The organism is Couchioplanes azureus (genome assembly GCF_014648355.1).
Classification (GTDB): Bacteria; Actinomycetota; Actinomycetes; order Mycobacteriales; family Micromonosporaceae; genus Actinoplanes; species Actinoplanes azureus.
The window spans coordinates 355,930-379,951 of record NZ_BMQY01000001.1 but is presented as its reverse complement, the minus strand read 5'-3'; the positions used below and the strand labels follow the sequence as shown (position 1 = coordinate 379,951).

Here is a 24,022-nt window from a genome sequence, read left to right as displayed (position 1 = left end):
ACAGGCGCTCGATGCAGGGCGGCCCGGTAGCGGTGGGAGTTCGAGAGCAGGCGGGCGCTAGGTCGCTGGGAGCTCGAAAGCAGGCGGGCGCAAGGTCGGTGGGGGCTGGAGATGCAGGTCGCCCGGGTCTCGGTGGAGGCTGAGAAGTACGCGGGTCGCTAACGTTCACAGCGTGACCAGACGAGTCGTGGTGGCGTTGCTGACCCCGGTGGTGTGGAGTCCGCCCGGTGTCGACCGGGCGGCGTGGCGTACCGCGCTGGCCGAGGATGTGGTCGACCTGCTGGCTCGTCTGGCGCAGGCCGAGCCCGCGATCGCCGCGACCGCCGGGGATCTGCCGCTGGCTCGGGAGATCGCCTGGCCCGGCATGGCGATCTACGAGGTGCCCACCGCGACCGTCCGGCCGGTGTTCGCCGCCGCGGAGAAGGACGGGTTCGAGCAGGCGGCGGTGCTTGCCGCCGATGCCGCGGATGTGCCGGGCATGATCCTGGGCAAGTTGCTGCGGCCGTTGGGTGGTAAGCCGGTCGCCGTGGCGCCCACGGGGGCGGGCGCCGGCGTGCTGGGGGTCGCCGCGACGCTTCCGGTGCCCGGCTGGCTGGCGGACACGGACCTGGACTCGGCCAGCCCGATGGGGCTGCGGCGGCACGCCCCGCAGCCCAGCCTCGTGGAATCGACGCCGGAATGGCGGCGCCTGCGCGGCCCGGCCGACCTCGCCGCGCTCGACCCCGCCCTCGAAGGCTGGGAGAACACCCGGGCGCTCCTGGGCGGATGACCCGGACCACCGCCTGGGGTGGGCGGGCCGCCGCTCACGCAGAATGAAGGGTCCGGGGATCCGTTCAGGAGCCGCCAGGCGACTGGATCTCCGGGCCCGGCCTCGGCGGGAGCGACGGTCCGCACCACCCACCCGGCTACGACATCATGAATTTGATCCGGGTTCGTCGTCCTTGCCGAGGTTTTCCAGCTCCGAAATGTCCCAGTTCAGCTGACTGCGGGCGAACTTCTCCGGGTCGGCGAAGTCCTCGTCCGTCGGCAGCAGGTCGGGGTGGTCCCACAGCGCGTCGCGACCCTGCACGCCGCGCGCCTCGGTCACCGCCGTCCACAGCGCGCCCGCCTCGCGCAGCCGGCGCGGGCGCAGCTCCAGGCCGACCAGGGCGGCGAAGGTCTGCTCGGCCGGACCGCCCGCGGCGCGGCGGCGGCGGAACGCCTCGCTGAGCGCGGCCACCGACGGGAGCCGGTCGCCGGCCGCGCTGTCGACGACGTGGCCGACCCAGCCCTCGATCAGCGCCAGGGCCGTCTCCAGCCGGGCCAGGCTGGCCTTCTGCTGCGGGGTGTCCTCCGGGGTGAAGATGCCCTCCAGCGCCATGGCCTGCATGGACTCGGGGTCGGAGGGATCGACCCGGCTCATCGCCTCCTCGATCGCCTCGCGGTTGACGGTGATGCCGTTGGCGTACGTCTCCACGGCGCTGAGCACGTGCGCGCGCAGCCACGGGACGTGCTGGAACAGCCTCTGGTGCGCCGCCTCGCGCAGCGCGACATACAGCCTGACCTGGTCCTCGGGGATCTCCAGGCCGTCGCCGTAGGTCTTGATGTTGGACGGGACGAGCGCGGCCGTGCCCGCCGGGCCCAGCGGCAGGCCGATGTCGCCGGCCGACAGCACCTCCGCCGCGAGCTGGCCCAGGGCCTGGCCGAGCTGGCCGCCGAAGAGCGCCCCGCCGAGGGTCGCCACCATCGACTGCATCGGGCCGAGCTGGGCGCGGGCCTCCTCCGGGACGAGGTCGCCCATGGCGCCCACCATGCGACCCGCGATCGGGTCGCACAGCTTCTTCCACACGTCGAGGGTGTTGTAGACCCACTCGTTCCTGTTCCAGGCCGTCGCGTCGCGCACGCCGGAGGGCAGCGAGGAGGTCGGGTCGAGCCACAGGTCGGCGAGGCGCAGGGCCTCGGAGACCGCATTGTGCTCGTACATGTTCACCGAGGGGTCGCCGGTCGCGCTCAGCTGGCTGGCCGCCACCTGGCGGGCCAGATCCCAGTTGACCGGGCCACTTCCGGGCGCGGCGAACATCTGCTGCAGCTGATTCATGAACTGCTGCATCTGCTGCGGGTCGGAGGGATCGGGCGGCTGGGCGCCCGGCAGGCTGAAGCCGAACGGGATATCAGGCACGTCCCCAACGGTACGCGCGTCCGGCCCGGTCGTGACCGTTGCCGGTGTCAGCTCAGAGAGAACTCAGGGTCGGTTGGTACGGTCACGCGCATGAGACGTCGCGGTGTCACGGTCATCCTCGGCGCCCTGATCACCGCACTGCTGGCAGTCGGAGTCATGGCCTTTCCCCTGCCGTACGTGGTGCTCAAGCCCGGTCCGACCGTCAACACGCTCGGCTCGGACAACGGCAAAGAGGTCATTCAGGTGACGAAGGCGCAGACCTCGGCCAGCACGGGTCAGCTCCGGCTGACCACCGTAGGGGTCCAGCCCGGCGTCGAGCTCGTCTGGGCGATCCGCGGCTGGTTCAGCGACGAGCAGGCCGTGGTGCCTCGCGACCTCATCTATCCGCCGAACCGCAGCGAACAGCAGGTCGAGCAGCAGAACGCCGAGGAGTTCAAGTCCTCGCAGAGCAGTGCCGTGACGGTCGCGCTGCGTAAGCTCGGCTATCCCGTGCAGGTCTTCGTGGCCGACGTGGTCGCGGGCGGCGCCTCCGCCGGGCTGCTGCGCAAGGACGACGTGATCACCGCGGTCGACGGCGCCCCGGTGACCAGCCCGGACAAGCTCACCGAGCTGGTGCAGGCCAAGCCCGCCGGCACCGCGCTGACGATCGCCTACACCCGGGCGGGCAAGCCCGGCACCGCCCGGATCACCACGAAGACCGCCGACGGCGACGACACGCCGCGCATCGGCGTGTCGATCGACAAGAAGCAGCCGCATCCCTTCACGGTCAGCATCGACCTCGACGAGATCGGCGGCCCCAGCGCCGGGCTGATGTTCACCCTCGGCATCATCGACAAGCTCAAGCCCGAGGACCTCACGGGCGGCAAGATCATCGCGGGTACGGGCACGATCGACGACGAGGGCGGCGTGGGACCGATCGGCGGCATCCCGCAGAAGCTCGTCGGCGCCAAGGACGCGGGTGCGCAGCTCTTCCTGGTGCCGGCCGACAACTGCGCCGAGGCGCTGCGCAACGCCGTGCCGGGCCTGCCCATGGCCCGGGTCGCCACGGTCGACGACGCGCTGGCCGCGCTGCAGGCTTTCATCTCCGGGGGTACGCCCCGGCCGTGCACCGCGTCATGAGATATCCACAGCCACCCGGAGCCGAACGGCCCCGCACCCTAGAGTGAAGAACCGGTCCTGAGACTTTTGTGGGGTTCACGTTGGTCATGCGTAACAGTCCTCTGCCGAGGATGAGCCGGCGCGGTCGCGTGACCGTCGGCGTCCTCGTCGGGGTTTTCCTCCTTTTCACGTTGCTGGGCTGGGGCATCGACGCGTATACCGACTACCTGTGGTTCGACGAGGTCGACTTCACGGGTGTCTACTCCGGCGTCCTGCTGACCCGCCTCCTGCTCTTCCTCGCGATCGGTCTCGCCATGGCGCTGATCCTCGCGGCGAACCTCTACCTCGCCTACCGGCTGCGCCCGCTGCTGCGCCCGCACTCGGCCGAGCAGGCGACCCTCGAGCGCTACCGCATGGTGATCCAGCCGCGCCTGGGCACCTGGATCACCGTGGTCGCGGTGGTCATCGGCTTCTTCGCGGGCCTCTCCGCCCAGGGCCGCTGGAAGGACTGGATGCTCTTCCAGAACTCCCAGTCGTTCGGGGTGCGGGATCCGCAGTTCAACGTGGACGTGGGCTTCTACGTCTTCGACTACCCGCTGATGCGCTATCTGCTCGGGGTGGGCTTCACCGCGGTCGTGCTGTCGGTGATCGGCGCGCTCGCCGTGCACTACATCTTCGGCGGCGTGCGGCTGCAGGGCGTCGGTGACCGGATGACCTCGGCGGCGCGCGCCCACCTGACCACCCTGGTGGCGATCTTCGTGCTGCTCAAGGCGGTCGCCTACATCCTCGACCGGCGCGCGCTGCTGCTGGAGCAGCACGTCTCGCCCGGCCTCTACGGCGCCGGCTACACCGACGTGAACGCGCTCCTGCCGGCCAAGGAGATCCTGGCGTACATCTCGATCGTGGTGGCCATCGCGATCATCGTGTTCTCCAACGCCGTCATGCGGAACCTGGTCTGGCCCGGCGTCTCGCTGGCGCTGCTGGCGATCTCCGCGGTGGCGATCGGCGGCATCTACCCGCTGGCCGTGCAGAATTTCCAGGTCCAGCCGAGCCTGGCGGACAAGGAAGCGCCCTACATCAAGCGCTCGATCGAGGCCACCCGGGCCGCGTTCGGGCTCAGCGCCACGGAGGTGCGGCCCTACGCGGCGGCCAGCACCGTGCCGCCGGCCACGCTGGCCGACAACCCGAGCGCCCAGGCGGTGCGCCTCATCGACCCGCAGCTGGTGTCCCAGGCGTACACCCAGCAGCAGCAGGTGCGCGGCTTCTACGACTTCGGCCCCAAGCTGGACGTCGACCGCTACACCGTCGCCGACAAGACCCAGGACTACGTCGTCGGCGTCCGGGAGATCAACGACCAGGCGCTGACCGAGCAGCAGCAGAACTGGCTGAACCGGCACACGGTCTTCACCCACGGGTACGGGATGGTCGCCGCGCCCGCCAACCGGGTGGTCTGTGGCGGCCTGCCCTACTTCGTCTCCGGGTTCCTCGGCGACGACCAGCAGCCCGGCTGCGCCTCGGACACCGAGCAGATCAAGGTCGACCAGCCGCGGATCTACTTCGGCGAGCAGTCCACCGAGTATGCGATCGTCGGGCAGACCGACGACACGCGGAAGGTCGAGTTCGACCGGCCGCAGCCGAACGACAAGAACGCCGAGGAGCGCTACACGTACGCCGGCGAGGGCGGTGTGCCGATCGGCTCCTTCTTCCGCCGGCTCGTCTTCGCGATCAAGAACACCGAGAGCAACTTCCTGCTCTCGGACGCGGTGAACGACTCGTCGCGGCTGATGTACGTCCGGGACCCCCGCTCGCGGGTGGAGAAGGTCGCGCCGTTCCTGACCATCGACGGCGACCCGTACCCGGCCGTGGTCGACGGGCGGATCAAGTGGATCCTCGACGGGTACACGACCGCGGCGACGTACCCCTACGCCCAGCGGATCAACCTGCAGGAGGAGACGCAGGACGAGCTCACCAACCGGGGCACGTTCGCGCTCGCCCGCGACAACATCAACTACATGCGCAACGCGGTCAAGGCGACCGTCGACGCGTACGACGGCACCGTCACGCTCTACGAGTTCGACGACAAGGACCCGATCCTCAAGGCGTGGAACCAGGCGTTCGGCGGCAAGCTCATCACGCCGAAGGCGCAGACGCCGGCGGCGCTGCAGGCGCACTTCCGCTACCCCGCGGACATGTTCAAGGTGCAGCGCAACCTGCTGGCCCGGTTCCACGTGACCGATCCGGCGACGTACTTCTCCGGCCAGGACTTCTGGCAGGTGCCGAACGCGCCGGACAACCCGGACCAGCCGGTCAAGCAGCCGCCCTACTACCTCAACGTGCAGCTGCCCGGGCAGGACGGCACCCGCTTCCAGCTCACCTCGGCGGTCACGCCGAACGGCCGGGACAACCTCGCCGCCCTGATCTCCGGGTCGTACGTGGACGGCGAACCGAAGCTGGAAGTGCTCGAACTGCCGGACCAGACGGCCATCCAGGGACCGGTGCAGGTCCACCAGCGGATGACCAACAACGCCACGGTGAGATCCGAGCTCACCCTGTTGTCCAACAGCAACCAGTCCCAGGTGCTGTACGGCAACCTGATCTCGCTACCGGTCGGCGACGGCATGCTCTACGTCGAACCGGTGTACGTGAAGAGCGGGCAGCAGGACGCCGTGCCGCTGCTGCAGAAGGTGCTGATGTCGTACGGCGACGGCGGCACGTACGTCGTCCTGGCGGACAACCTCGAGGCGGGCCTCAAGCAGCTCGTGGCGCAGGGCAAGAACCAGCCGCCTCCCGCCACGACACCGGGCAACACCGGCACCCCGCCGGCCGGCGGCACCTCGCCGCCGGGGCTGACCGGGCAGCTCGCCCAGGCGGCGGCGGCCCTGGACAAGGCCATCGCGGACGTGAAGGCAGCCCAGCAGTCCGGCGACTTCGCCAAGTACGGGCAGGCGCTGCAGGCCCTGGACACGGCGATGACCAACTTCAAGAACGCGCAGAAGGCGGCCGGCACCCCGGCGGCGCCCCCGGCGGGGTCCTCGGCGCCGCCGTCCGCCCCGGCCTCGGCACCTCCGGCGTCGGCGCCCGCTCCCACACCCAGCGGCGGCTGACGCGACGTAGGCACGACGGACAGCGGCCCGCCCGGCTCACGGGCGGGCCGCTGTCGTATGCCGCGCCGGCGGTTGCCGTGCCGGCCGCTGGCACGCCGCGCCGGCGGCTGCTAGTGCCGTGCCGGCGGCTGGCGTGCCGGCGGCTGGCGTGCTGGCGGCTGGCGTGCTGGCGGCTGCCGAGGAGCCGCGATGTGGTGAGCGTTACGGGGGGTCGCTTTGCGGGTGCCGGGGGGCTCGCGCTAGGGTGGAGAAACCGACGCGGGGTGGAGCAGCTCGGTAGCTCGCTGGGCTCATAACCCAGAGGTCGCAGGTTCAAATCCTGTCCCCGCTACTAGCGTTATCGCAGGTCAGGACGCGGTTCCCTACACCAGGGGGCCGCGTTTCGACGTTTCGGAGGCCAGCGGCCCACCGCACCCCCTGTCGTGGTCTCCGGGGGTGCGATGGCAGGTGGCCCCGCTCGGACCGGGTCCGTCAGCAGGTCCGCGAGTCCTTGATCTTGATCTTGTCGACGACGCCGTAGACGGTGGCGTCCATCTCGCCCGACGGCTGCAGGCAGGTGGTGCGGCCGGTGGTGAAGTGCAGCAGCGCCCCGTCGTCGTGGCGGGTGTTCACCACGACCTTCGCGCCCCGGCTGCACGGGCCCAAAATTCTGCCAGGGGCCGGAGTCGCGGTAGGCGGCCGTGGGCCGCTCGGCCAGGTAGTCGTCGTGGGTCTTGCAGAAGCAGACGCGCGGATAATCGCAGCCGGCGATGGAGTCGTCCTGCTGGTCCGGCTCATGCAGGTCCTCCTGGTGTCCTCTCGATGCCTGCTCCGCCGCGGCGAGGCGCCCTCATCCTCGGACGGGGCGTCGGCGCGGGCCTAGCCGGTTGGGACGCCTGGGACGCCGGGATGCCCGGGCCGCCGCCGTGAGCAGCGGCGCACCGCGCGTCGTGGGATGAGAACTGGGTGGCCGGCGTGTCGGGACCGGTTTCCGGTACGCGGGAAGACGGAGACCGCGGCGGCGTCATGCGACGCCACCGCGGTCTCCGCTACAGCACCATCGGCCTCAGCCGCGGGCATCTCCGTCCGGCGTGGCTGGACCCGTCATCTCGGCGCACTTGAGCAGGACGTCCCTGGCGGACCGGTAGTTCTCCGGGGGCGCCCCGAGCCGGACGAGGTTGTCGAAGAAGCTGACGCCCGCCGTGCACAGCGCGCGGATCAGCTCGTCCGCCGGTGCGACGGCTCTCCGCCGCTCGTCGCCGGTCTCGCACGCGATCTCCATCATCGCGCCGCCCTTCCGGACCAGCCGCAGCGTGACCGGCTGGTCCGGGAAGGAGGTCTCGGCCTGCGGGTCACCCGCGCACATCCGGTCGACCAGGGTGGCCACGTACGACCACAGATCCGCGATGTCGTCCCACTCCGCGGCGGTGACGATCGGCGTTCCCCCGACGGTGATCTCGATGACGCCGTCCACCGAGTGCCAGCGCCGCTTTCCCGGGGCCAGCGCCTCCACCTCGACGAGGCGGCCGCGGGAACCCGACATGAGCAGTGAGCGAATCGACACCACGCCGTACCCTCCTTCGGATCACATCGGGTAGAACTGCCCGATCTTGCCGTCAGGACGCATGCCCAACTTGAACCTCATGCCGTTGACCTCGCCCTCGAACTGCGAGTTCCCGCCCTTTTCGAGGTACCGGCGGATCGCTCCGGAATTCTGCCGCACGACGCTTCCCACGTAGTTGGACACGTCGTCGACCGTCGTGCCGCGCGGGAAGAAGGTCTGCGCCTGCTTCCGGGAGCCGTCCCAGTAGTCGGTCATGTGGCGGTTCATGATGTGCACCATCCGCTCGTTCGTGAGCAGGACCGGGCGGCCACCACCGAGGTCGTAGCCCTTCGGCTTCCACCCGCCCGAGCGCAGTGCGCTGCGGGCCTTCTGCGGAGCGGCCTTGTCGGTCGGCGGCCGGACCTCACACGCTTCGCCGTCGTTGTGCACCAGGAGCGTCTGGCGTCCGGCCACCACGTAGTACGTGTGAATGCCGGCGACGGTGAGGTTGTGCACGCGCGTCTCGGCGTCGCGGTAGCTGACGGCGGAGATCAGCGCGTACGTGCCGGCGCTGGTCCGAAGCCACTGGCCGTCGGACAGGTCCGCGGCGTCGACCCACCGGGAGAGCGCGGGCACCCAGAAAGGGTGCTCGTCGGTCGCGGTGATGGTGGCCGTCGCACCACCCGGCACGCCGTCGGCGTCGATGGTGAGGTCGACCAGCTTCTTGGCGCCGGCACCGGTGATGGTGGCCGTCACCCGCCTACCCGCCGTGATCCCGGTCAGGGGATCCGTGGCCAGGACCCGGTCGCCGATCCTCAGCTTCTCGATCGCCCGGGTTCTGCCGTCGGCCAGCACCACCCGCGTGCCGGGCGTGAAGCTGTTCGGGGCCTTGCATCCCTTGGCGAGAAGCGTCTTGGCCTTGTCGAGGAGCTTCTGCGCCTTCTTGCGCGCCTCGTTGGTCCGCAGGAAGAACTTGGTGATCTTCCAGCCGAACTTGGCGAGGTCCGCCAGGAAGCCGAAGAGGCGCTTCGCCGGTATGAAGTTCGAGGCCGCGTACGCGCAGGCCAGCACCTCCGCCTTGCGGATGCAGTCCTCGATGTCCTGGATGCCGGTCAGATCCTTGACGAGCTGCGGAGCTTCCGCCTTGAGGAAGTCCCAGAAGCTCTCGCCCGCCTCGGCCTGCAGCTTCTTGAGCTCCGCCTGCTCCTCGGGGCTCAGCTCGGCCAGCTCGTCCGGGGTGGCCGCGAGCTGGGTGGCCGCGTCGGCGAACTTCCGCGCCTCGTCCTCACGCTCCTGCTGCCGGTCGGCCTCCGCCGCGCGCTCGTACGCCTTCTGCGCGTCGATGGAGTGTTGCAGCGCACTCGCGGCCGCTGCGGCGGCGCTGTCGGCGTGACTCTGCGCGCTGTCGGCCGCGTCCTTGGCGGCCTGGGCGTCGGCCTCGGCGCGGTCGGCGGCGGCGTTCGCGGCGGCGGCCTCGTTCTCCGCCGCGGTGGCGGACCTGTCCGCGGCGTCCGCCTCGGCCTGGGCCTCCTGCGCCGCCCGCCCGGCGATCGCCGCGTCGTTGGCGGCCTCGTTCGCGGCCTGGCGGGCCGCGGCGGCGTCGGCGCGGGCCTGGGCGTCCGCCTTGGCCGCGCTGGCCGCGGCGGCCCGGGCGGCCGCGCCGTCGGCGGCGGCCTGGGCGGCGTACCGCTTGGCCTCGGCCGCCGAGCGGGCCGCGTCGGCCGCGGACCGGGCGGCCTGGGCCGCGGCCGCGTACGCGGGCTTGACCTGCTCGTTCGCCGTCCGTGCGGCGGCCTCGGCCCGCTCTGCGGCCTTGACGGCCTCGGCGGCGCGGGCCTCCGCGGCGGCGGCCTGTTCCTCGCCGATGCTCTTGGCCTGCTCCGCGACCTGCTTGGCGAAGTCGGCGTCGATGTCGGCGCCGGTGAACGGCGACACCAGGCCGATCGCGGCGTTGTGCGGCTCGGCGATGCCCGCCGACGACTCCCGGGCCGCGGACGCCGCGGCGATCGCGATGTCGGCCTGCGCGGCCGCCGTCACCGCCTCGGTCGTGGCGGCCTGAGCCTCGTCCTTGGTGCGGTCGGCCGACCACAGAGCGCGGACCGCCTCGTCGGCGGCCTGCTCGGCCAGCCTCGTCGCCGCGTCCGCGGCCCGGGCCGCGGCGATCTCCTGCGCGGTGGCCGCCGCCGCCTTGGCGTCGGCGCGGACGCGGGCCGCGTGGGTGGCCTTCGCGGCCGCCTCGGCCTTGTCCGCCGCCGCGTCCGCGGCGCGTGCTGCCGCCCGGGCCCGCTCCGCCGCCGCCCAGGCACGGTCCGCTGCGTACTGCGCCTGGGTCGCCGCCGCACGGGCGTTCGCGGCAGCACCGGAGGCGGTGTTCGCATATCCGCGGGCGCTCTTCGCGGCGCCGTCCGCGACACCGAACTCCTGGTCCGCCGCGTCCGCGGCAGCCTGCGCGTCCTTGCGGCTCTGGTCGGTGTCGGCGTAGGCGACGGCCGCGCGCGCGGCCTGCCGCTTGGCCTCCGCCGTCTGCCGGGCCCGTTCCGCCGCGGCCGCCGCGTTACTGGCCTGCGCGGCGTCGTTCTCCTTGTCCCACGCCCTGTCGTCGGCGGCACTCGCAGCGGATTCCGCGGCCTCGGCACGCTGGCGGGCGCCGTTCGCGATCGCGGCCTGGGCGTCGGCGTTGGCGCGGGCGTTGCGGGCGGCCGCGGCCTGCCGGTCCGCCTCGGCGCGGTGCCGGGCGGCGTTGGCGCGCTCGGCCTCGGCGATCTGCCGCTGCCGCTTGGCCTCGGCCGCCTTCGCCTCGGCGATCTGCCGCTGCTGCCGGGCCTTCTCCGCACCGGCCCAGGCCTTGGCCTCGGCCGCCTGCGCCTGCTCCCGTGCCTTCTTCGCCCGCGCCGCCGCCGTCTTGGCCGCGGCGGCCTGCTTCGCCGCTGCCGCGGCGAGCTTCGCCGCCGACTGGGCGTGCTGCTCGGCGTGCTGCCGCCACTTGATCGCCTGCTGCGCGTGCGCCTCGGCCCGAGCCTGGGCACCCTGGGCGTTGTTGGTGGCGATGGTCGCGTCGATGGCGTGCTGCGCGGTCTGCGTCGCGCCCACCGCGGCCTGGGCGGCCTCGCTCATTCCCTGGGCGATCAGCGACCATTCCGCACCGTACGTGAGGCCCGTCGCGTTCAGCTCGTCGGCGGCGCTGGTCGCGATGGCCGCGGAGTTCCTCGCCTGCTCGGCGGCGGCCTGGGCGGCCCGGAGCTCGTTGGCCGTCTGCGCCTTCGCCGCGTCCAGCTCGGTGGCCTTGGCTGCCACCGTGCCGCCGCCGGCCAGGACGCGCTGGGCATGGCGGGCGGCGTTGGCCGCGCCGGCCATCGCGTTCGACGCCCGCTGGAGTGCCCGGACTCCGTCACCGTGCGCGGCCAGCAGGCGGGTGCGCGCCTTGGACGCCTGCTCCGCCCGCTTCGCCAGATCGGAGAGCTCCTCGGCGGCCTTGTTACGCGCTTCCAGGTCCTTCAGGTACCGCTCGCGCTCCTCGGCGTCGGCCTTGGCCGCGGCCGCATAGCCGGTGTTCCAGAAGGCCGCCACCGCCGCGTCGTCGCCCGCCAGCGCCTGCTCGGCGGCCGCCTTGAGCTGCGACTCCGCCGGTGCCGCCGCGGCGAACACCCGCAGCCGCTCGCGGAGCTGGGCGGCGCGCTCCTTGACGCCGGACGCGACCTTCTCGTCCTGCGCCCGCGCGATGTCCGCGCCGTACGCCAGGAAGGCCTCGCGGTCGCCGTCGGTGCCGGCCAGCACCCGCTGCACCTCGGCGTTGAAGTGGGCACCGCCGGTGCCCGCCATCGCCTTGATCTTCGTGAGGTTCTCCGCCGCGACCTGCTTCCTGCGGGCGGCGATCTGCGTCTCCAGCTGGCGCTTCTCCACCGTGGCGAACTTCATGATCGCCTGCGGGTCCGCCGAGGCCAGGGCCGCGATGGCCGCGTCGCGCACCTCGGCGTCCGGCGCCAGCGCGGCGACGTCGGCGACGGCCTTGCGCCACCGCTCCGCCGTGAGGTCCACGCCGGTCTGGCCGTTCCAGGCCTCCGTGACCAGCGGGGGTACGGGAATGGGTGTGGTGGTGACCGGGTCCTCGCGGAGCGGGCGCACGGCGGCCGACGCCGGCGGCACCGCCAGCCCGGAGCCGACCAGCACCGCCACCAGCGCCGTCAGGAGCACGGCGCGGGTGCGCTTGATAGATGTCGATGAATGATCCCGCGACCCACGCCGGACCGGGCGCCGCCGGGCGCCCGTGCTCGTCGTGGGCGCGAGCGCCGTCGCGCGCCAGCGCATGTTCAGTTCCCCCGTTGTCCTTGCGGAAAAATCGACCACATCGGAGCGTCGCTCGACGATGCAGGACGGTATGTAACCAGGGATGGCCCGCACGGTCCACACCGCTGGCCCGCCCGGCCGACGGATCGAAGGGCGGAACCTGGGACAACGTTCGCGAGATAGCTTCATCACAGGTCCCGGCGTTGAAGCGGGGGTCGTGCGGCCGCTAACGTACGCGGCTGATCCGGTCGCCCGCTGGCGATCGTCGATACACCAGCACGGGGGACCGAACTTCATGACACAGATCCACCGGGTGCGCGGCGCGCGGCCGCTGCTCGCGGCCGGCGTTGCGGCGGCCGTCCTGACCATCGGTATGCCGGCCATCGCGTACGCGGCACCGGCGCAGGGCCGGGTCCTGGCCGCAGCCTCCGCCGAGGCGCCGGCGACGTACGAGCAGAAGCTCGCGGTGGCCGTCAAGTTCGGCCGCGGCGACGACACCGCGCTGGTCGAGCTGGCCGACCGCGACTTCGTCGTCGCCATCTGGAACCACGTCAAGGCCGACCCGGCCCGGACCGAGGTGCGCGTCGCGGCCGAGGTCGCGTTCAGCGCCGACCCCGACGAGGTCGACGACGCGTGCCGCCGGTTCATCGTCACCGAGGTGTTCGCCGCCTTCGACCGCGACGTGGCGCGGGAGAAGCAGGAGGCCGACGCCAAGCGGCAGCGCGACCTCGCCCGCACCGCGGCCGCGGCCAGCATCGACGTCGTGGCCGACGCGGCGCTGTTGAACGGCACGGACGCCGACTTCGTCCGGCTGATCTGGGAGCGCGTGGCCGACGACGCCAAGTGGCCCAAGGTCAAGGCGGCGGCCCGGCAGGCCCGGGAGGGCGGCGACGAGGACCGGCAGCGGTTCATCGCGACCGGCATGGCCGAGGCGGCGAAGCAGGACGTCGACGACTGGATCGCCAAGGACCAGGAGAAGACCGAGGCGGAGAAGGCCGCGGCGCTGGCCCGCGCCGCGAAGAAGCTCGCCGCGAACCGGATCGGGCTGACCGTCACCGACGAGCTGCTCGACCTTCCGGACCGGGACTTCATCATCAAGGTCTGGAACCACGGCCCGGACGGCAGCGAGGTGCAGGCCGCGGCGATCGCCGCGACCCGCAGCCTCGACCCGAAGGTCTGGAAGGAGTTCATCGACTCCGGCGTCCACCAGGCCAAGGACCGCGACATCCAGATCGCGCTCGACCGCAAGTACCAGGCCGACAAGGCGCTGGCGGAGCGGCTCAAGGCGACCGCCACCGCGAACAAGGACCTCAACCTGGCGTACTGGACCGGCAAGGCGCTCGCCGGTACGCCGACCGAGCTCGACGCCTTCCTCCGCGTCGGCCAGTACGACCTGGACCTGGTCACCAGCTTCGCCGACGGCGAGGTGCAGCCGAGCTGGTCCAACACCGCGGCCTGGAAGAACGCCGTGGTCAACGTGGGTGGTATCTGCTGCGGGCTCAAGGGGCCGGAGCTCGGCCGCCGGACGACGGAGCCCGGGCACACCGGCAAGCAGGCGCTGATGTACTCCGGCATGGACAACGACAAGACCAAGTCGTACGCCTACCTCAAGGTGATGCCGCTGAGCCGGATCACCGTGAAGCCGACCACCCGGCTGAGCTACTGGATCTTCCCGCAGGCGAACACGGTGCGTCCCGAGGTGAAGCCCGCCAACAGCACCTGCGTGGCGATCGACCTGCTGTTCAGCGACGGCAAGAACCTGCGGGACAGCGGCGTCAAGGACGCCAAGGGCAACCGGGCGCACCCGCTGCACCAGTGCAAGAAGCTGAAGGCCGGCCAGTGGAACGAGGTCGTCGTGCCGCTGGGCCCGACCCTCAACGGCAAGAAGATCACGCTGCTGTCGGTGGGCTACGACCAGCCGGCGGGCACGGGCGGCTACCGCGGCCTCATCGACGACGTGAAGATCGCCGACTGACGGTTCGGGTCGCATCGGTGACACCGTGATCGCGGATCCGCCCCTACCCTCGCTTGTGGACTCGACGGGTCCGTACCGGCGAACGGGGAGGAACTGTGAGATCTAGGCGCGTACGCGTGCTTGCCGTCATGGCCGCTGCCATTGCCGGGGCGGCGCCGGCCGCACAGCCGGCCGCCGCCTCGGCCGCCGTGGCTGAGCCGGCCGCCGCCTCGGCGCGCGCGGCGGCCGGGGCATCGGCCCTGCGCTTCACGGAGATATCGTTCAACACCGCTCGTGTCGACGTCACCGCGGGACCGGCCGACGTCGTGCTCACCGTGGACATGACCGACACCCACCCCACCGCGGTGGAGATCATGGGTACGGCCGAGTTCCGGCAGTTCGCCGGGGCCACGCCGGTCGGCCAGCCCTGGAAGATCCCGTTCGACGCGGTGCTGACCGGTACGGCCCCGGCTCGCAGCGCCACGGCCAGCATCTACTTCCGCGTGCCGCAGTACGGTGCGACGGCTCAGGCGGCCTGGCGCGTCACCAAGATCACCGCGCACGACGGCTACGGCAACGAGAGCGCCGCGAAGAACCCGGCGCGGCTGGCCGTCGACCAGCTGGTGGACGGCGCCGGGCCGGTTCTCGACGGGATCGCCCTGGCCCCCGGCCAGCCGGCCGAGGTCGTCGACCCGGGCACCGGCGTGACGGTGGACTACCGCGTCACCGTCAGCGACCTGCAGGCCGGCTTCTGGACGGGACGGCTCGTCCTGACCGGCCCGGACGGCCTCCGGATCGGTACGCCGTTCGCCATCGCCTTCGACGGCCGGCATCTGACCTGCGGCACCGCCAGCCTCATCGACGACATCCACGACCGCGTCGAGTGTGCCGTGCCGGTCGTCATCCCGGCGGGCACCCCGGCGGGCCGCTGGACCGTCACCCGGGTGACGCTGACCGACCAGGCCGACAACAGCCTGGCCGTCTCCCACCCGGACGGCCCGGCCGTGTCGGTGACGCGGGGCTGACGCGGCCGCGGACGGCTCAACCGGCCGCCGAGCGGGGGACGCCCATCGGGTTGGGATACGGGAGGAACACCCCGACCGCGCCGGCCATCGGGGTCAGGAGGTGTGCCAGCCGGGTCTGGTCGCCGGGGCTCAGTGCGGTCCAGGGCTGTGCGGCGAGCCGGTCGGTGCGCTCCTCGACGGCTGCGTGCGCGGTCTGTCCCTCGGCGGTCGGCCGCCCGTCGGCGTCCAGCCAGCCGCGGGCGAGCAGGGCGCGGACCGCGTCGTCCCATTCGCCGTCGGTCCAGCCCCGGTTGGGCTGCAACTGCTCCCGGCCGCCGTAGAGGGCGTCCCGCAGGGCCAGCGCCTGGCAGCCGCTCAGCTCGGCGCCGACCAGGGCCGCGATGTGCCCGTCGCCCCGGTGCTCACGCAGCAGCGTGGCGGCGTGCCACAGACGGGCGAGCGCGTCGGCCGGGCGGGGCAGGGCGGCATTGGCCGCGCCCAGCGCGCGGCCGTCGGTCACCGCCGCCCCGGCCGCGGTCTCCAGCAGGTCGGCCGCCTCCGCCCAGCGTGCGGGCTCGTCGGGCAGGACCGACCGCAGTGCGGCCACCGCGCCGTCGAGGCGGGCCGTCAGAGCCTGTTCCGGCGAGGTTCGCTGCCACACGTCGGGCAGGGCGCGGGCCACCATGGCGGGTGCGAAGGAGAAGAACAGAGCGGTGACCGGGGCCGGTGTCACCGCGCCGAGGGGAGCGGCCCGTCCGGCGAAGTATCCCCGCCAGAATCCTCGCAGGCCGGCGCCCTCGAATGCGGCACGGGCGCGGGGTGCGAAGTAGGTGACCGCGTGCAGCGGCTCGAACAACTGCCACAGGCGCCGCGCCAGGGGCTCGATGGACATCCGGCGATCTTATCGAGGCCGATGCCCGATGGTGTATCCGAGCGCGGAGGACCCCGGCTGGGCGCGCTCGTGGAGCGCCACCCACCCGGGGTCCGGCGACGGGTACGTCAGAGGACGGTGGCCGTCGCGACGACCTTTCCTCGGCGCGCCTGGCGGGGATCGCCGTAGCGGACCTCGGTGCTGCCGGAGTCGAGCTGGAACTGGGCCTGGGTCCAGCTGGTCACCGTCTCGAACAGCATGTCGCCGCCCACGAGGAAGCCACCTTCCTGCTGGCCGGTGGCGGGGTTGTAGCGGTAGTACACGCCCCCGCTGGGAACCTGCGGCCGCTTGGCCACCTTGAGCACGGAGACGGTGCCGCCGCCGATGCTGGGCTGGGTGCCGAGCTCGAGGTTGGTCACCCGATAGCGGGTGACGGTCTGCTCGGCGTACACGCCGGCGGTGGCCGGCTCGTCGACGTTGCCGAAGCGCACCTGGGTGGTGCTGGTGCGGGGCTGGAACTCCATCATGGTCCAGTCGGGCGTGCTGTGGATCATGATGTCGCCCTGGTAGATGAAGTCGACGACCTCACCGGTCTTCGGGTCGAACAGGAAATACTCCCCGGTCCCGCTGTCCGCCGGCGACTGGAGCTTGAGGACCTTCACCGTGCCGCTCGGCCAGGTGGGCTGCGTGGCCCAGGCGAGATTCCACAGCCTCGTCTCGGTGATCGTCGAGGACGAGGCGGCGGCGGTCGCCGCCGCGGCCTCGGAGTGGGCACGAGGAGCGGCGGCGGCCGCCGTGCTCGTTCCCACGGCGCCGGCCGCGACGCACAGCGCCACCATCGCTGCGCCGAGGCCGGTGCGGAGCTTACGACGATTCACGAATTCCTCCTGACAAAGGATAGAAGCATGGAAATTCTTCTTGCCCAGGCGAGGAGTTATCGTAGCCTCTCGCGCACGCGCGCGATATATGCGAATTATTGACGCAATTGAAGTTTGTGACTATGGCGGCGCGAATGGTGCTCGCCTTTTCGCGCCGGGGATCAGGCCCGGACCCGGGTGGGGCGGCTCGCCGGGGAGAAGCGGGAGGCGCCGCTGTTGCCCGCTGCCCGCCGGGCGGCGGGACTCACCCGTACGGGTGAACCTGCGACCGGCGCCGGGCGCGAGGCCTGCCGGGCGGGCGGGAGCGACCGCGGTCCCACACCCGCGGCGGCCGCCACCGCCGGCAGGTGTGGGACCGGGGCCGGCGGCGCCGCAGGAGGAGCGCCGCCGGGACCGAGGGGCTGGAGGGGCCGCGTGCCGGTACGCCGCACCAGGCGTACATGCAGGAGCAACAGCAGAAGCAGGCCCGCCGAGACGCCGGCGAGCGCCAGGAGGACTGCCGTGATCGTTGTCTGCTCCACGGTGTCACGACCTTTCCGGCCATTGGTTATCCAGCCAACGACGTTAGCATCAGTCGGCCCTTCAACCAATGTGTCGGGTCGTCCTTCCCCCGGCCTATGCTTCACGAATGAGCTTCGGCGGCTACCTGAAGGAAGCCATCCACGCCGCCCGGTTTCCGACGCCCACGCACTTCGCCCGGACGGTCGGCATGGACCCCTCCGTCGTGCTGCGCTGGCTGAGCGGGGAGCAGCGGCCCACCATCCGGTCCATCGAGCGGATAGCGCCGGTGCTGGGCAAGAGCATCAACGACCTGGTGCTGGCGGCGTACCCGGATCGGCTTGCCGGACCGGCCCCCCAGCCGGTGCCGCCCACCCACCCGCTGGTGCACGAGCTGGCCCGGATGCTGGCCGACGACTCGCCCATCCCGGCGGCCGACCGGCGGGCGCTGGAGACCGTTCTCGATCGGATGATCGATCCGTACCGGAAGGCGCTCAGGCGGAGGCGCTCCGCGTGACTGTAATTAGCGTCACGCCGAATTACTCCGTAATCTCGGCTGCATGACTACGAGGGTCGGAGCCGATCACGGGCCAGCCGTGAATGGACTTCACTTTCAGATGAGTAGGTTGCTCATCGGAGCCCTCATCGTGGCGATCGCCTCGACCGGGGCACTGGTGATCACGGCCATCGTGGGCTTCCCTGAGCGACCGGGTCCGCCGCCGGGCATCCCCGGACTGCCCCCCGGCCCGCCGCCCCAGGTGCGCAGTATGGCCGTGCTGGTGGTCCTCACCGGAATCTTCGTGCTCGCCTGGCTCGCGGTGCTGGTGGCCGTCGCCCGCGACCAGATCCTGCGGCGCCTCGGCGCCGCGGCCGAGGCGCCCGCCGGGACGGAGCAGATCAAGGAACTGCTGACCGAGGTCCGGGCCCAGCTCGCGGCCGACCGCGAAAGCGAGTGGCAGGTCGTCCTCGAGCGGCTCGCGGAGTACGGCGAGCAACGCGAGACCGACGGCTACCTCAACGCCATGCGCGCGGCGGCCGGCGACCAGCAGAGCGAGGCGAACGTCCGTGCGCTGCGCCGTCCGCCCGCTCCGCGATAGGTCACTTCCGGGCCGGGGTGCGCCGGGTGGCCGGGCGGTTGAGCGGGAACGGCACCGTCTCGCGGATGCTGTGCCCGGTCAGCAGCATGATGAGCCGGTCGACGCCCAGCCCGAGACCGCCGGTGGGCGGCATGGCGTACTCCAGGGCCTGCAGGAAGTCCTCGTCGAGCTGCATGGCCTCCGGGTCACCGCCGGCCGCGCGCAGCGACTGCGCGGTGAGCCGGCGGCGCTGCTCCACGGGATCGACCAGCTCGGTGTACGCCGTGCCCAGCTCCATGCCGAACGCGACCAGGTCCCAGCGCTCGGCGAGGCGCGGCTCGTCGCGGTGTGCCCGGGTCAGCGGCGAGACCTCGGTCGGGAAGTCGGTGTAGAAGGTCGGCGCCTGGGTCTGCTTCTCCACCAGCTTCTCGTACATCTCCAGGACGATCTGCCCGGCGCTCCAGCCCGGCTGCAGTGCCACACCCGCCATCGTGGCCAGGCGCCGTAGCTCGGCGACGTCGGTGTCCGGACCGATCGCGTCCCCGACGGCTGTCGAGACCGCGTCGTGGACCGTCACGACCGGCCACGGAGTGTCCAGGTCGAACTCCACGCCGTCGCGACGGGCCACCGGGGCACCGTGCGCGGCCGTCGCCGCGGCCAGGATGAGATCGCGGGCGAGCGTACGCATGGAGGTGTAGTCGCCGTACGCCTCGTAGGCCTCCAGCATGCTGAACTCGGGGTTGTGGGTCGCGTCCACACCCTCGTTGCGGAAGTCGCGGCCCAGCTCGAAGACCTTCTCCATGCCGCCCACGGCCAGCCGCTTGAGGTAGAGCTCCGGCGCGATGCGCAGGTACAACGGCATGTCGTACGCGTTGCTGTGGGTGACGAACGGGCGGGCGTTGGCGCCGCCGTGCACCGGTTGCAGGATCGGCGTCTCCACCTCGAGGAAGTCGCGCCCGATCAGGGTGGTCCGCAGCGCGTGCACGGCGGCCGACCGGATCCGCAGCATGTCGCGGGCGGCCGGGCGCACGATCAGGTCGAGGTGGCGGCGCCGGCTCAGCATCTCCAGGTCCGCCAGCCCGCGGCGCTTGTCGGGCAGCGGGTGCAGGCACTTCGCGGTGATGGTCCACGAGTCGGCCAGCACGGAGAGCTCGCCCAGGCGCGAGGTGACGACCTCGCCGGTGACCCCGACGTGGTCGCCGAGGTCCACGCTCTTGCGCCACTGCCACAGCGGTTGCCGTCCCAGCCGGTCGACGGTCAGCATGACCTGCAGGTCGCCGCTCGCGTCGCGCAGCATGGCGAAGCACACGCCGCCGTGGTCGCGCTGCAGGACGAGGCGGCCGGCGACGGACACCCGCTGCCCCGTGGCGGTGTCCGGCGCCAGGCCCGCATGTGCCTCCCGGACCTCGCCGCAAGCGTGCGTACGCGCGAAGCCCGGCGGGTACGGATCGATGCCCTCCGCGCGCAGCACCGACAGCTTCGCCAGCCGGACCTGCGTCTGCTCACTCTGCACGACGGCCGGGGCGACGGCCGGCTCGGTCTCGGCCCCGGCGTCGAGGGGGACCCGGGGCAGGGGGATCCGCGGTTCCCCCGCCGCCGGCGTCGCCGCCTCGCTCTTCCCGCGCCGCAGCCGGGTCAGCGCGCGGGGCATCTCCACGAAGCCCTCCGCGACGGCCGACGCGAAGCCGACCTTCGCCAGGTCGCTGACGTCCTCGAAACAGAGGAAGCGGGGGATCCACTGTGGCTGGTACTTGATGTTCGAGCGATAGAGGGACTCCAGCTGGAACCAGCGCGACAGGAAGAGCAGCAGCCGCCGCCACGCCAGCAGCACCGGCCCGGCGCCGATGCGGGCGCCCTCCTCGAAGACGGCCCGGAACACGGCGAAGTTCAGCGACACCCGGGTCACGCCGAGCCGCGGCGCCTCCGCCATCAGGGCGGCCACCATGCACTCCACGAGACCGTTGTCGAGATTCCGGTCGCGGCGCATCAGGTCGAGCGACAGGCCGTCGCCGCCCCACGGTACGAAGGACAGCAGCGCCGCCTCGGCGCCGTTGCGGTCGAGCGCCTCCACCAGCACGCAGGCGCCGTCGGCCGGATCGCCGAGCCGGCCGAGGGCCATCGAGAAGCCCCGCTCGGTCTCGGTGTCGCGCCAGCGCGCCGCCAGGAAGACGACGCGCTCCATCTCGGCGGCGGGAATGTCGCGGTGACGGCGGATGCGCACGGTGTAGCCGGCCCGCTCCACCCGGGCCACGGCCTGGCGCACCTGACGCATCTCCCGGCCCTCGAGGCTGAAGTCGGCGGGCCGCAGGATCGCCTCGTCGCCCAGCTTGAGCACCCGCATCCCGGCCCGCGCGTACGCGGTCGCGCCGGCCTCCCCGGCGCCCATGATGGCCGGCGTCCAGGCGTACTCCCGGGCCTCCTGGAGCCAGGCGACGATGGCCGCTCCCCACGCCGCCCGGTCGCCGATCGGGTCGCCGCTGGCCAGGCTCACCCCGCCCACCACGCGGTACGTCACGGCCGCCCGTCCCGACGGCGCGAAGATGACCTCCTTGTCGCGCCGGGTGGCGAAGTAGCCGAGTGAGTCGTCCTGACCGTACGCGTCGAGCAGGTCACGGACCCGGTGCTCCTCGTCGGCGTCCAGGGACGCGGCGGCGCGCTGGGAGCGCAGCAGCACCGCAACCGCAGTGATCAACGTCACTGCGCCGAAGAAGCCGAGCACCAGGTTGATCCAGCCGGGTGCCATGCCGCCCCGGTGCACGTTCAGGTCCAGAGCGCCGCCGGTGACCTGCTTGATCGCGTACCCGAGCTCGTGGTGGCCGGCGCGGCGCACCGAGCCCGGGAAGGCCGCCACGAGCCCCCAGCCGATCAGCGAGAAGACGGTGATCAGCCCCGCCACGGTGGCGAGGGCCTTCGGCAGGCTGGCGCGCTGCACCCGGGCGAAGAACTGCTGATGCGCGCACGCGAGCACGGTGAGTACGACCACGGTCACCACCAGGTTCCCGGCGAGGAACCACCAGAGCCTGATGGGTACGTGCGCCCAGGCGGGCGGCGAGTTCTCGATGCGCAGGAACAACAGCACCGCATCGGTCACCAGCTGCAGTCCGAAGTAGCCGGTGAGCAGCCAGAACGCCACTCGCTTGCGGTTGTTGACGCCGAAGGCGAGCATGGCCAGGAAGACCGCGTAGCCGAGGTTCGCCGGTGCGGGCATGAGCAAGGCGTCGACGAGCCGGCGCAGGGGCAGCACACGGGTGCCGAAGGCGGCACTGACGGCCGCCAGCGCGCACAGTACCGCGACGGCGAACAGGATCCGAGAGGCCACCTTGGGCACCGCCGCGCGCCAGTTCCGGCGCGGGGCCTCCGGTTCGCCGGGCGCTCGTTCGCCCAGCTCCCGTACCTTTTCCGCTGTCGCTTGCACCAGTTTCTCCGCCCGTGTGGTTCCGACGGGAGGCGACGATACGAGACGACCGCCACCCCGGCGGAAACCGCCTCACGGCTTCCACACATCGATCTGTGATGCTTCCGGCGAGCGGCCGGAACCTAACGGCATCCACACACGCGGTCCGCGATGCTGTCCGGCGGCCGGATGGACGGGGAGGCAGGACGATGGCGTGGAACTGCGGCGCGAGGCGAGCGCCCGAGCGGCCGGCATCGTCGTGAGCCTGACCGGAATCCCCCTGCTCGCGCTGGCGGGGCTGGCGGTGGCCGGCTTCGTCACGGCGACGGTCCTGCTCTGGTCCCGGTGCGGCCGCTGGCGCCTGCTGGTCCGCACCCTGGGCGTGCTCCTGATCGAGGTCGCGGTGGTGCTCTGCGTGGGGCTGGCGGTGAACCGCTCCGAGCAGTTCTATCCGTCCTGGGCGGCGCTGGCCGGCGACACCGGCACCACGACGACCACCGCCGCGACCCAGGCCGGCGAGCTGGACGGCTCCCTCGCGGCACGGTCCAGGCTGCAGTGGCATCCCGCCGGCCTGCCGCAGTGGAAACTGGCCGCGGCGCCGACGATGACGGTGCCGTCCGACTATTCCGCCGCGAGCAACGCGCCGTACCCGGTCCTGGTGGTCCTGGGTCCCGCCACCTCGGTCACGGCACCGGCGCCGGGAGTGGTGACGGTGACCTTGACCCCGACCCCGTCGACCACGGCCGAGGCTCTGCGCACCTTGGTCCCCGACCTGAGCCGGGCGGTCCGGGTGACGGCGAGCGGCTGGGCGGTCGTGGCCGGCAGGACGGAAGCCGCGCTCGCCGGTGACCTCGTCCGATCACTGCCGGCGCAGTTCCGTGCGCTGGCCTGGGCGCAGGAATCCGTCGCGGCCTTTCCCGGCGCGCTGGGCCGCATCCCGCCCGGGACCACCGTGGCGGCCGTACGCCCGACCGCGGCCGGCCGGTCCGCGAAGCCGCCGCCCGGCGTCACCTTCCTGACCGCCGCCCCGCCCAAGGCCTGGCCCACCGCGGTCACCTGGGCCACCCGCCAACTGAGCCCGCCGCTCGCGCCGCCCCTCCAGCTGCCCACAGGGAACGTCAAGTGAACCTCACCGGAACGCCACTGCTGATCGGCACGCTCGTGGCGGTGCTGCTGACGGCCGTACTGATCGCCGTGTCCTGGGAACGCGGCGGCCGGCTCCGGCCGGTGCTGCGCGGCGTCGGCGTGCTCGCCGCACTGCTGAGCGTCACCGCCGCGGCGCTGGTGCAGGTGAACCGGATGACCGAGGCGTTCACCCTGGAAGCCGCCTCGCAGCCCACGGCCGCGGGCGGCTCCTCGCCGGACGCGCCGGAGCCGGAGATCGACGCGGACCTCCCGCCCAAGGCCGCCACGGGCAGTCAGATCCGCAAGGTCACCGTCCCGGGAAAGGTCAGCCGCCTCAACCTGGTGATGTACGTGTACCTGCCCGCCGCCTACCGCACCGGCAAGGAGCGGTTCCCGGTGGTGCAGGCGCAGCACGGCTTCCCGGGAACCCCGCGCACCTGGCTGAAGAAGCTCGAGGTCAAGTCCATCCTGGACGCGGAGATCGCCGCCGGCCGGATGGCGCCCACGGTGGTGCTGTTCCCCTTCCAGACGCCGAGCCCGACGACTCTCGACACCGAATGCACGAACCTCGTCGGCGGGCCGCAGACCGAGACGTTCCTGACCGTCGACGTGCCGGCGTACGTGAAGGCGACGTTCCGGGTCCGCACCGACCGCGCCGGCTGGGGGCTCATCGGATATTCGGCGGGCGCCTACTGCGCGACCAGCCTGGCCCTGCGGCACCCCACCCGGTACGCGGCCGCCGCCAGCCTGTCCGGCCTGGCCGAACCGGGCATCACCGTCGGCGACGGCCTGGAGAAGACCGAACACAACATGGTGTGGCGGCTGCAACATCTTCCTCCGCCACCTGTGGCACTCTGGGTCGGGTGGGCGAACGACGAGACGAGAATCCGCCGCGACTCCGAGCGGATCGTCCGCGCCGCGCGACCCCCGCTCACGGTCACCACGGCCGTCCTGGAGCGCGGCGGGCACAGCCACGCCGTCTGGCGACAGATGCTGGGTCCCGCCTTCGACTGGCTCTCCTCCCACCTGGCCCGGCCGCTGCCCTGACCACGCTGG

The 24,022-nt window shown here is 72.2% G+C and carries 17 protein-coding genes and 1 tRNA gene; 10 read left to right on the top strand and 8 right to left on the bottom strand.

The genetic code is table 11. From position 1 onward, the window contains the following. Positions 1–172 precede the first annotated feature (172 nt). Complete coding sequence (locus IEY99_RS01795; protein ID WP_189198888.1) at positions 173–769, top strand: hypothetical protein; 597 nt, start codon at positions 173–175, stop codon at positions 767–769. Positions 770–913: 144 nt separating this feature from the next. Here the strand turns inward: IEY99_RS01795 and IEY99_RS01790 are convergent, their stop codons facing one another. Next, on the bottom strand, positions 914–2,089 hold the full coding sequence (locus tag IEY99_RS01790) for a zinc-dependent metalloprotease (protein ID WP_505661149.1): 1,176 nt from the start codon (positions 2,087–2,089) through the stop codon (positions 914–916). 159 nt (positions 2,090–2,248) lie between these two features. Here IEY99_RS01790 and IEY99_RS01785 point away from each other — a divergent pair, with 159 nt between their 5' ends. From IEY99_RS01785 to IEY99_RS01775, 3 genes are all read left to right on the top strand, one after another. Further along, positions 2,249–3,277: a YlbL family protein gene (locus tag IEY99_RS01785; RefSeq protein ID WP_189198886.1), complete on the top strand. Its 1,029-nt coding sequence runs from the start codon at positions 2,249–2,251 to the stop codon at positions 3,275–3,277. A 110-nt stretch (positions 3,278–3,387) separates the two neighbouring features. Further along, positions 3,388–6,360: a UPF0182 family membrane protein gene (locus tag IEY99_RS01780; protein WP_229798014.1), complete on the top strand. Its 2,973-nt coding sequence runs from the start codon at positions 3,388–3,390 to the stop codon at positions 6,358–6,360. 257 nt (positions 6,361–6,617) lie between these two features. Beyond that, positions 6,618–6,691: transfer RNA gene (locus tag IEY99_RS01775), tRNA-Met, on the top strand. A gap of 140 nt (positions 6,692–6,831) precedes the next feature. Here the strand turns inward: IEY99_RS01775 and IEY99_RS01770 are convergent. From IEY99_RS01770 to IEY99_RS01760, 3 genes are all read right to left on the bottom strand, one after another. After that, entirely contained in the window at positions 6,832–6,972 is a 141-nt protein-coding gene (locus tag IEY99_RS01770) for a hypothetical protein (RefSeq protein WP_189198885.1), read from the bottom strand. A gap of 433 nt (positions 6,973–7,405) precedes the next feature. Continuing rightward, on the bottom strand, positions 7,406–7,906 hold the full coding sequence (locus IEY99_RS01765; protein WP_229798012.1) for a hypothetical protein: 501 nt from the start codon (positions 7,904–7,906) through the stop codon (positions 7,406–7,408). Positions 7,907–7,924: 18 nt separating this feature from the next. Further along, complete coding sequence (locus IEY99_RS01760) at positions 7,925–12,187, bottom strand: polymorphic toxin-type HINT domain-containing protein (protein WP_189198883.1); 4,263 nt, start codon at positions 12,185–12,187, stop codon at positions 7,925–7,927. Between the two features lie 274 nt (positions 12,188–12,461). On the opposite strand from IEY99_RS01760, the gene IEY99_RS01755 reads away from it, so the two are divergent. Both IEY99_RS01755 and IEY99_RS01750 read left to right on the top strand, forming a co-directional pair. Next, positions 12,462–14,141, top strand: a complete 1,680-nt coding sequence (locus IEY99_RS01755; RefSeq protein WP_189198882.1) for a hypothetical protein — start codon at positions 12,462–12,464, stop codon at positions 14,139–14,141. Between the two features lie 128 nt (positions 14,142–14,269). After that, entirely contained in the window at positions 14,270–15,145 is an 876-nt protein-coding gene (locus tag IEY99_RS01750) for a hypothetical protein (protein WP_189198881.1), read from the top strand. A 16-nt stretch (positions 15,146–15,161) separates the two neighbouring features. Here IEY99_RS01750 and IEY99_RS01745 read toward each other — a convergent pair whose 3' ends face one another. The 3 genes from IEY99_RS01745 to IEY99_RS01735 form a co-directional block, all read right to left on the bottom strand. Next, entirely contained in the window at positions 15,162–16,016 is an 855-nt protein-coding gene (locus IEY99_RS01745) for an SCO6745 family protein (RefSeq protein WP_189198880.1), read from the bottom strand. A gap of 107 nt (positions 16,017–16,123) precedes the next feature. Next, on the bottom strand, positions 16,124–16,873 hold the full coding sequence (locus tag IEY99_RS01740; RefSeq protein ID WP_189198879.1) for a hypothetical protein: 750 nt from the start codon (positions 16,871–16,873) through the stop codon (positions 16,124–16,126). Positions 16,874–17,034: 161 nt separating this feature from the next. Beyond that, positions 17,035–17,394 (bottom strand): hypothetical protein, encoded by a 360-nt coding sequence (locus IEY99_RS01735; RefSeq protein WP_189198878.1) that lies wholly within the window; start codon positions 17,392–17,394, stop codon positions 17,035–17,037. A 107-nt stretch (positions 17,395–17,501) separates the two neighbouring features. Between IEY99_RS01735 and IEY99_RS01730 the strand changes: the two genes are divergently transcribed. Continuing rightward, positions 17,502–17,888, top strand: a complete 387-nt coding sequence (locus tag IEY99_RS01730) for a helix-turn-helix domain-containing protein (RefSeq protein WP_189198877.1) — start codon at positions 17,502–17,504, stop codon at positions 17,886–17,888. Positions 17,889–17,988: 100 nt separating this feature from the next. Next, positions 17,989–18,468, top strand: coding sequence for a hypothetical protein (locus IEY99_RS01725; protein WP_189198876.1), 480 nt, complete (start codon positions 17,989–17,991; stop codon positions 18,466–18,468). Between the two features lies 1 nt (position 18,469). On the opposite strand, the gene lysX is transcribed toward IEY99_RS01725, so the two are convergent. Further along, a complete protein-coding gene (lysX, locus tag IEY99_RS01720) occupies positions 18,470–21,862 on the bottom strand; it encodes a bifunctional lysylphosphatidylglycerol synthetase/lysine--tRNA ligase LysX (protein WP_229798009.1) in 3,393 nt (1,130 codons plus the stop codon). 193 nt (positions 21,863–22,055) lie between these two features. Between lysX and IEY99_RS01715 the strand changes: the two genes are divergently transcribed. Then, positions 22,056–22,967, top strand: a complete 912-nt coding sequence (locus tag IEY99_RS01715) for a hypothetical protein (RefSeq protein WP_189198875.1) — start codon at positions 22,056–22,058, stop codon at positions 22,965–22,967. Beyond that, positions 22,964–24,013, top strand: a complete 1,050-nt coding sequence (locus IEY99_RS01710; protein ID WP_189198874.1) for an alpha/beta hydrolase — start codon at positions 22,964–22,966, stop codon at positions 24,011–24,013. Before IEY99_RS01715 ends, IEY99_RS01710 begins: the two co-directional genes overlap by 4 nt. Positions 24,014–24,022 lie beyond the last annotated feature (9 nt).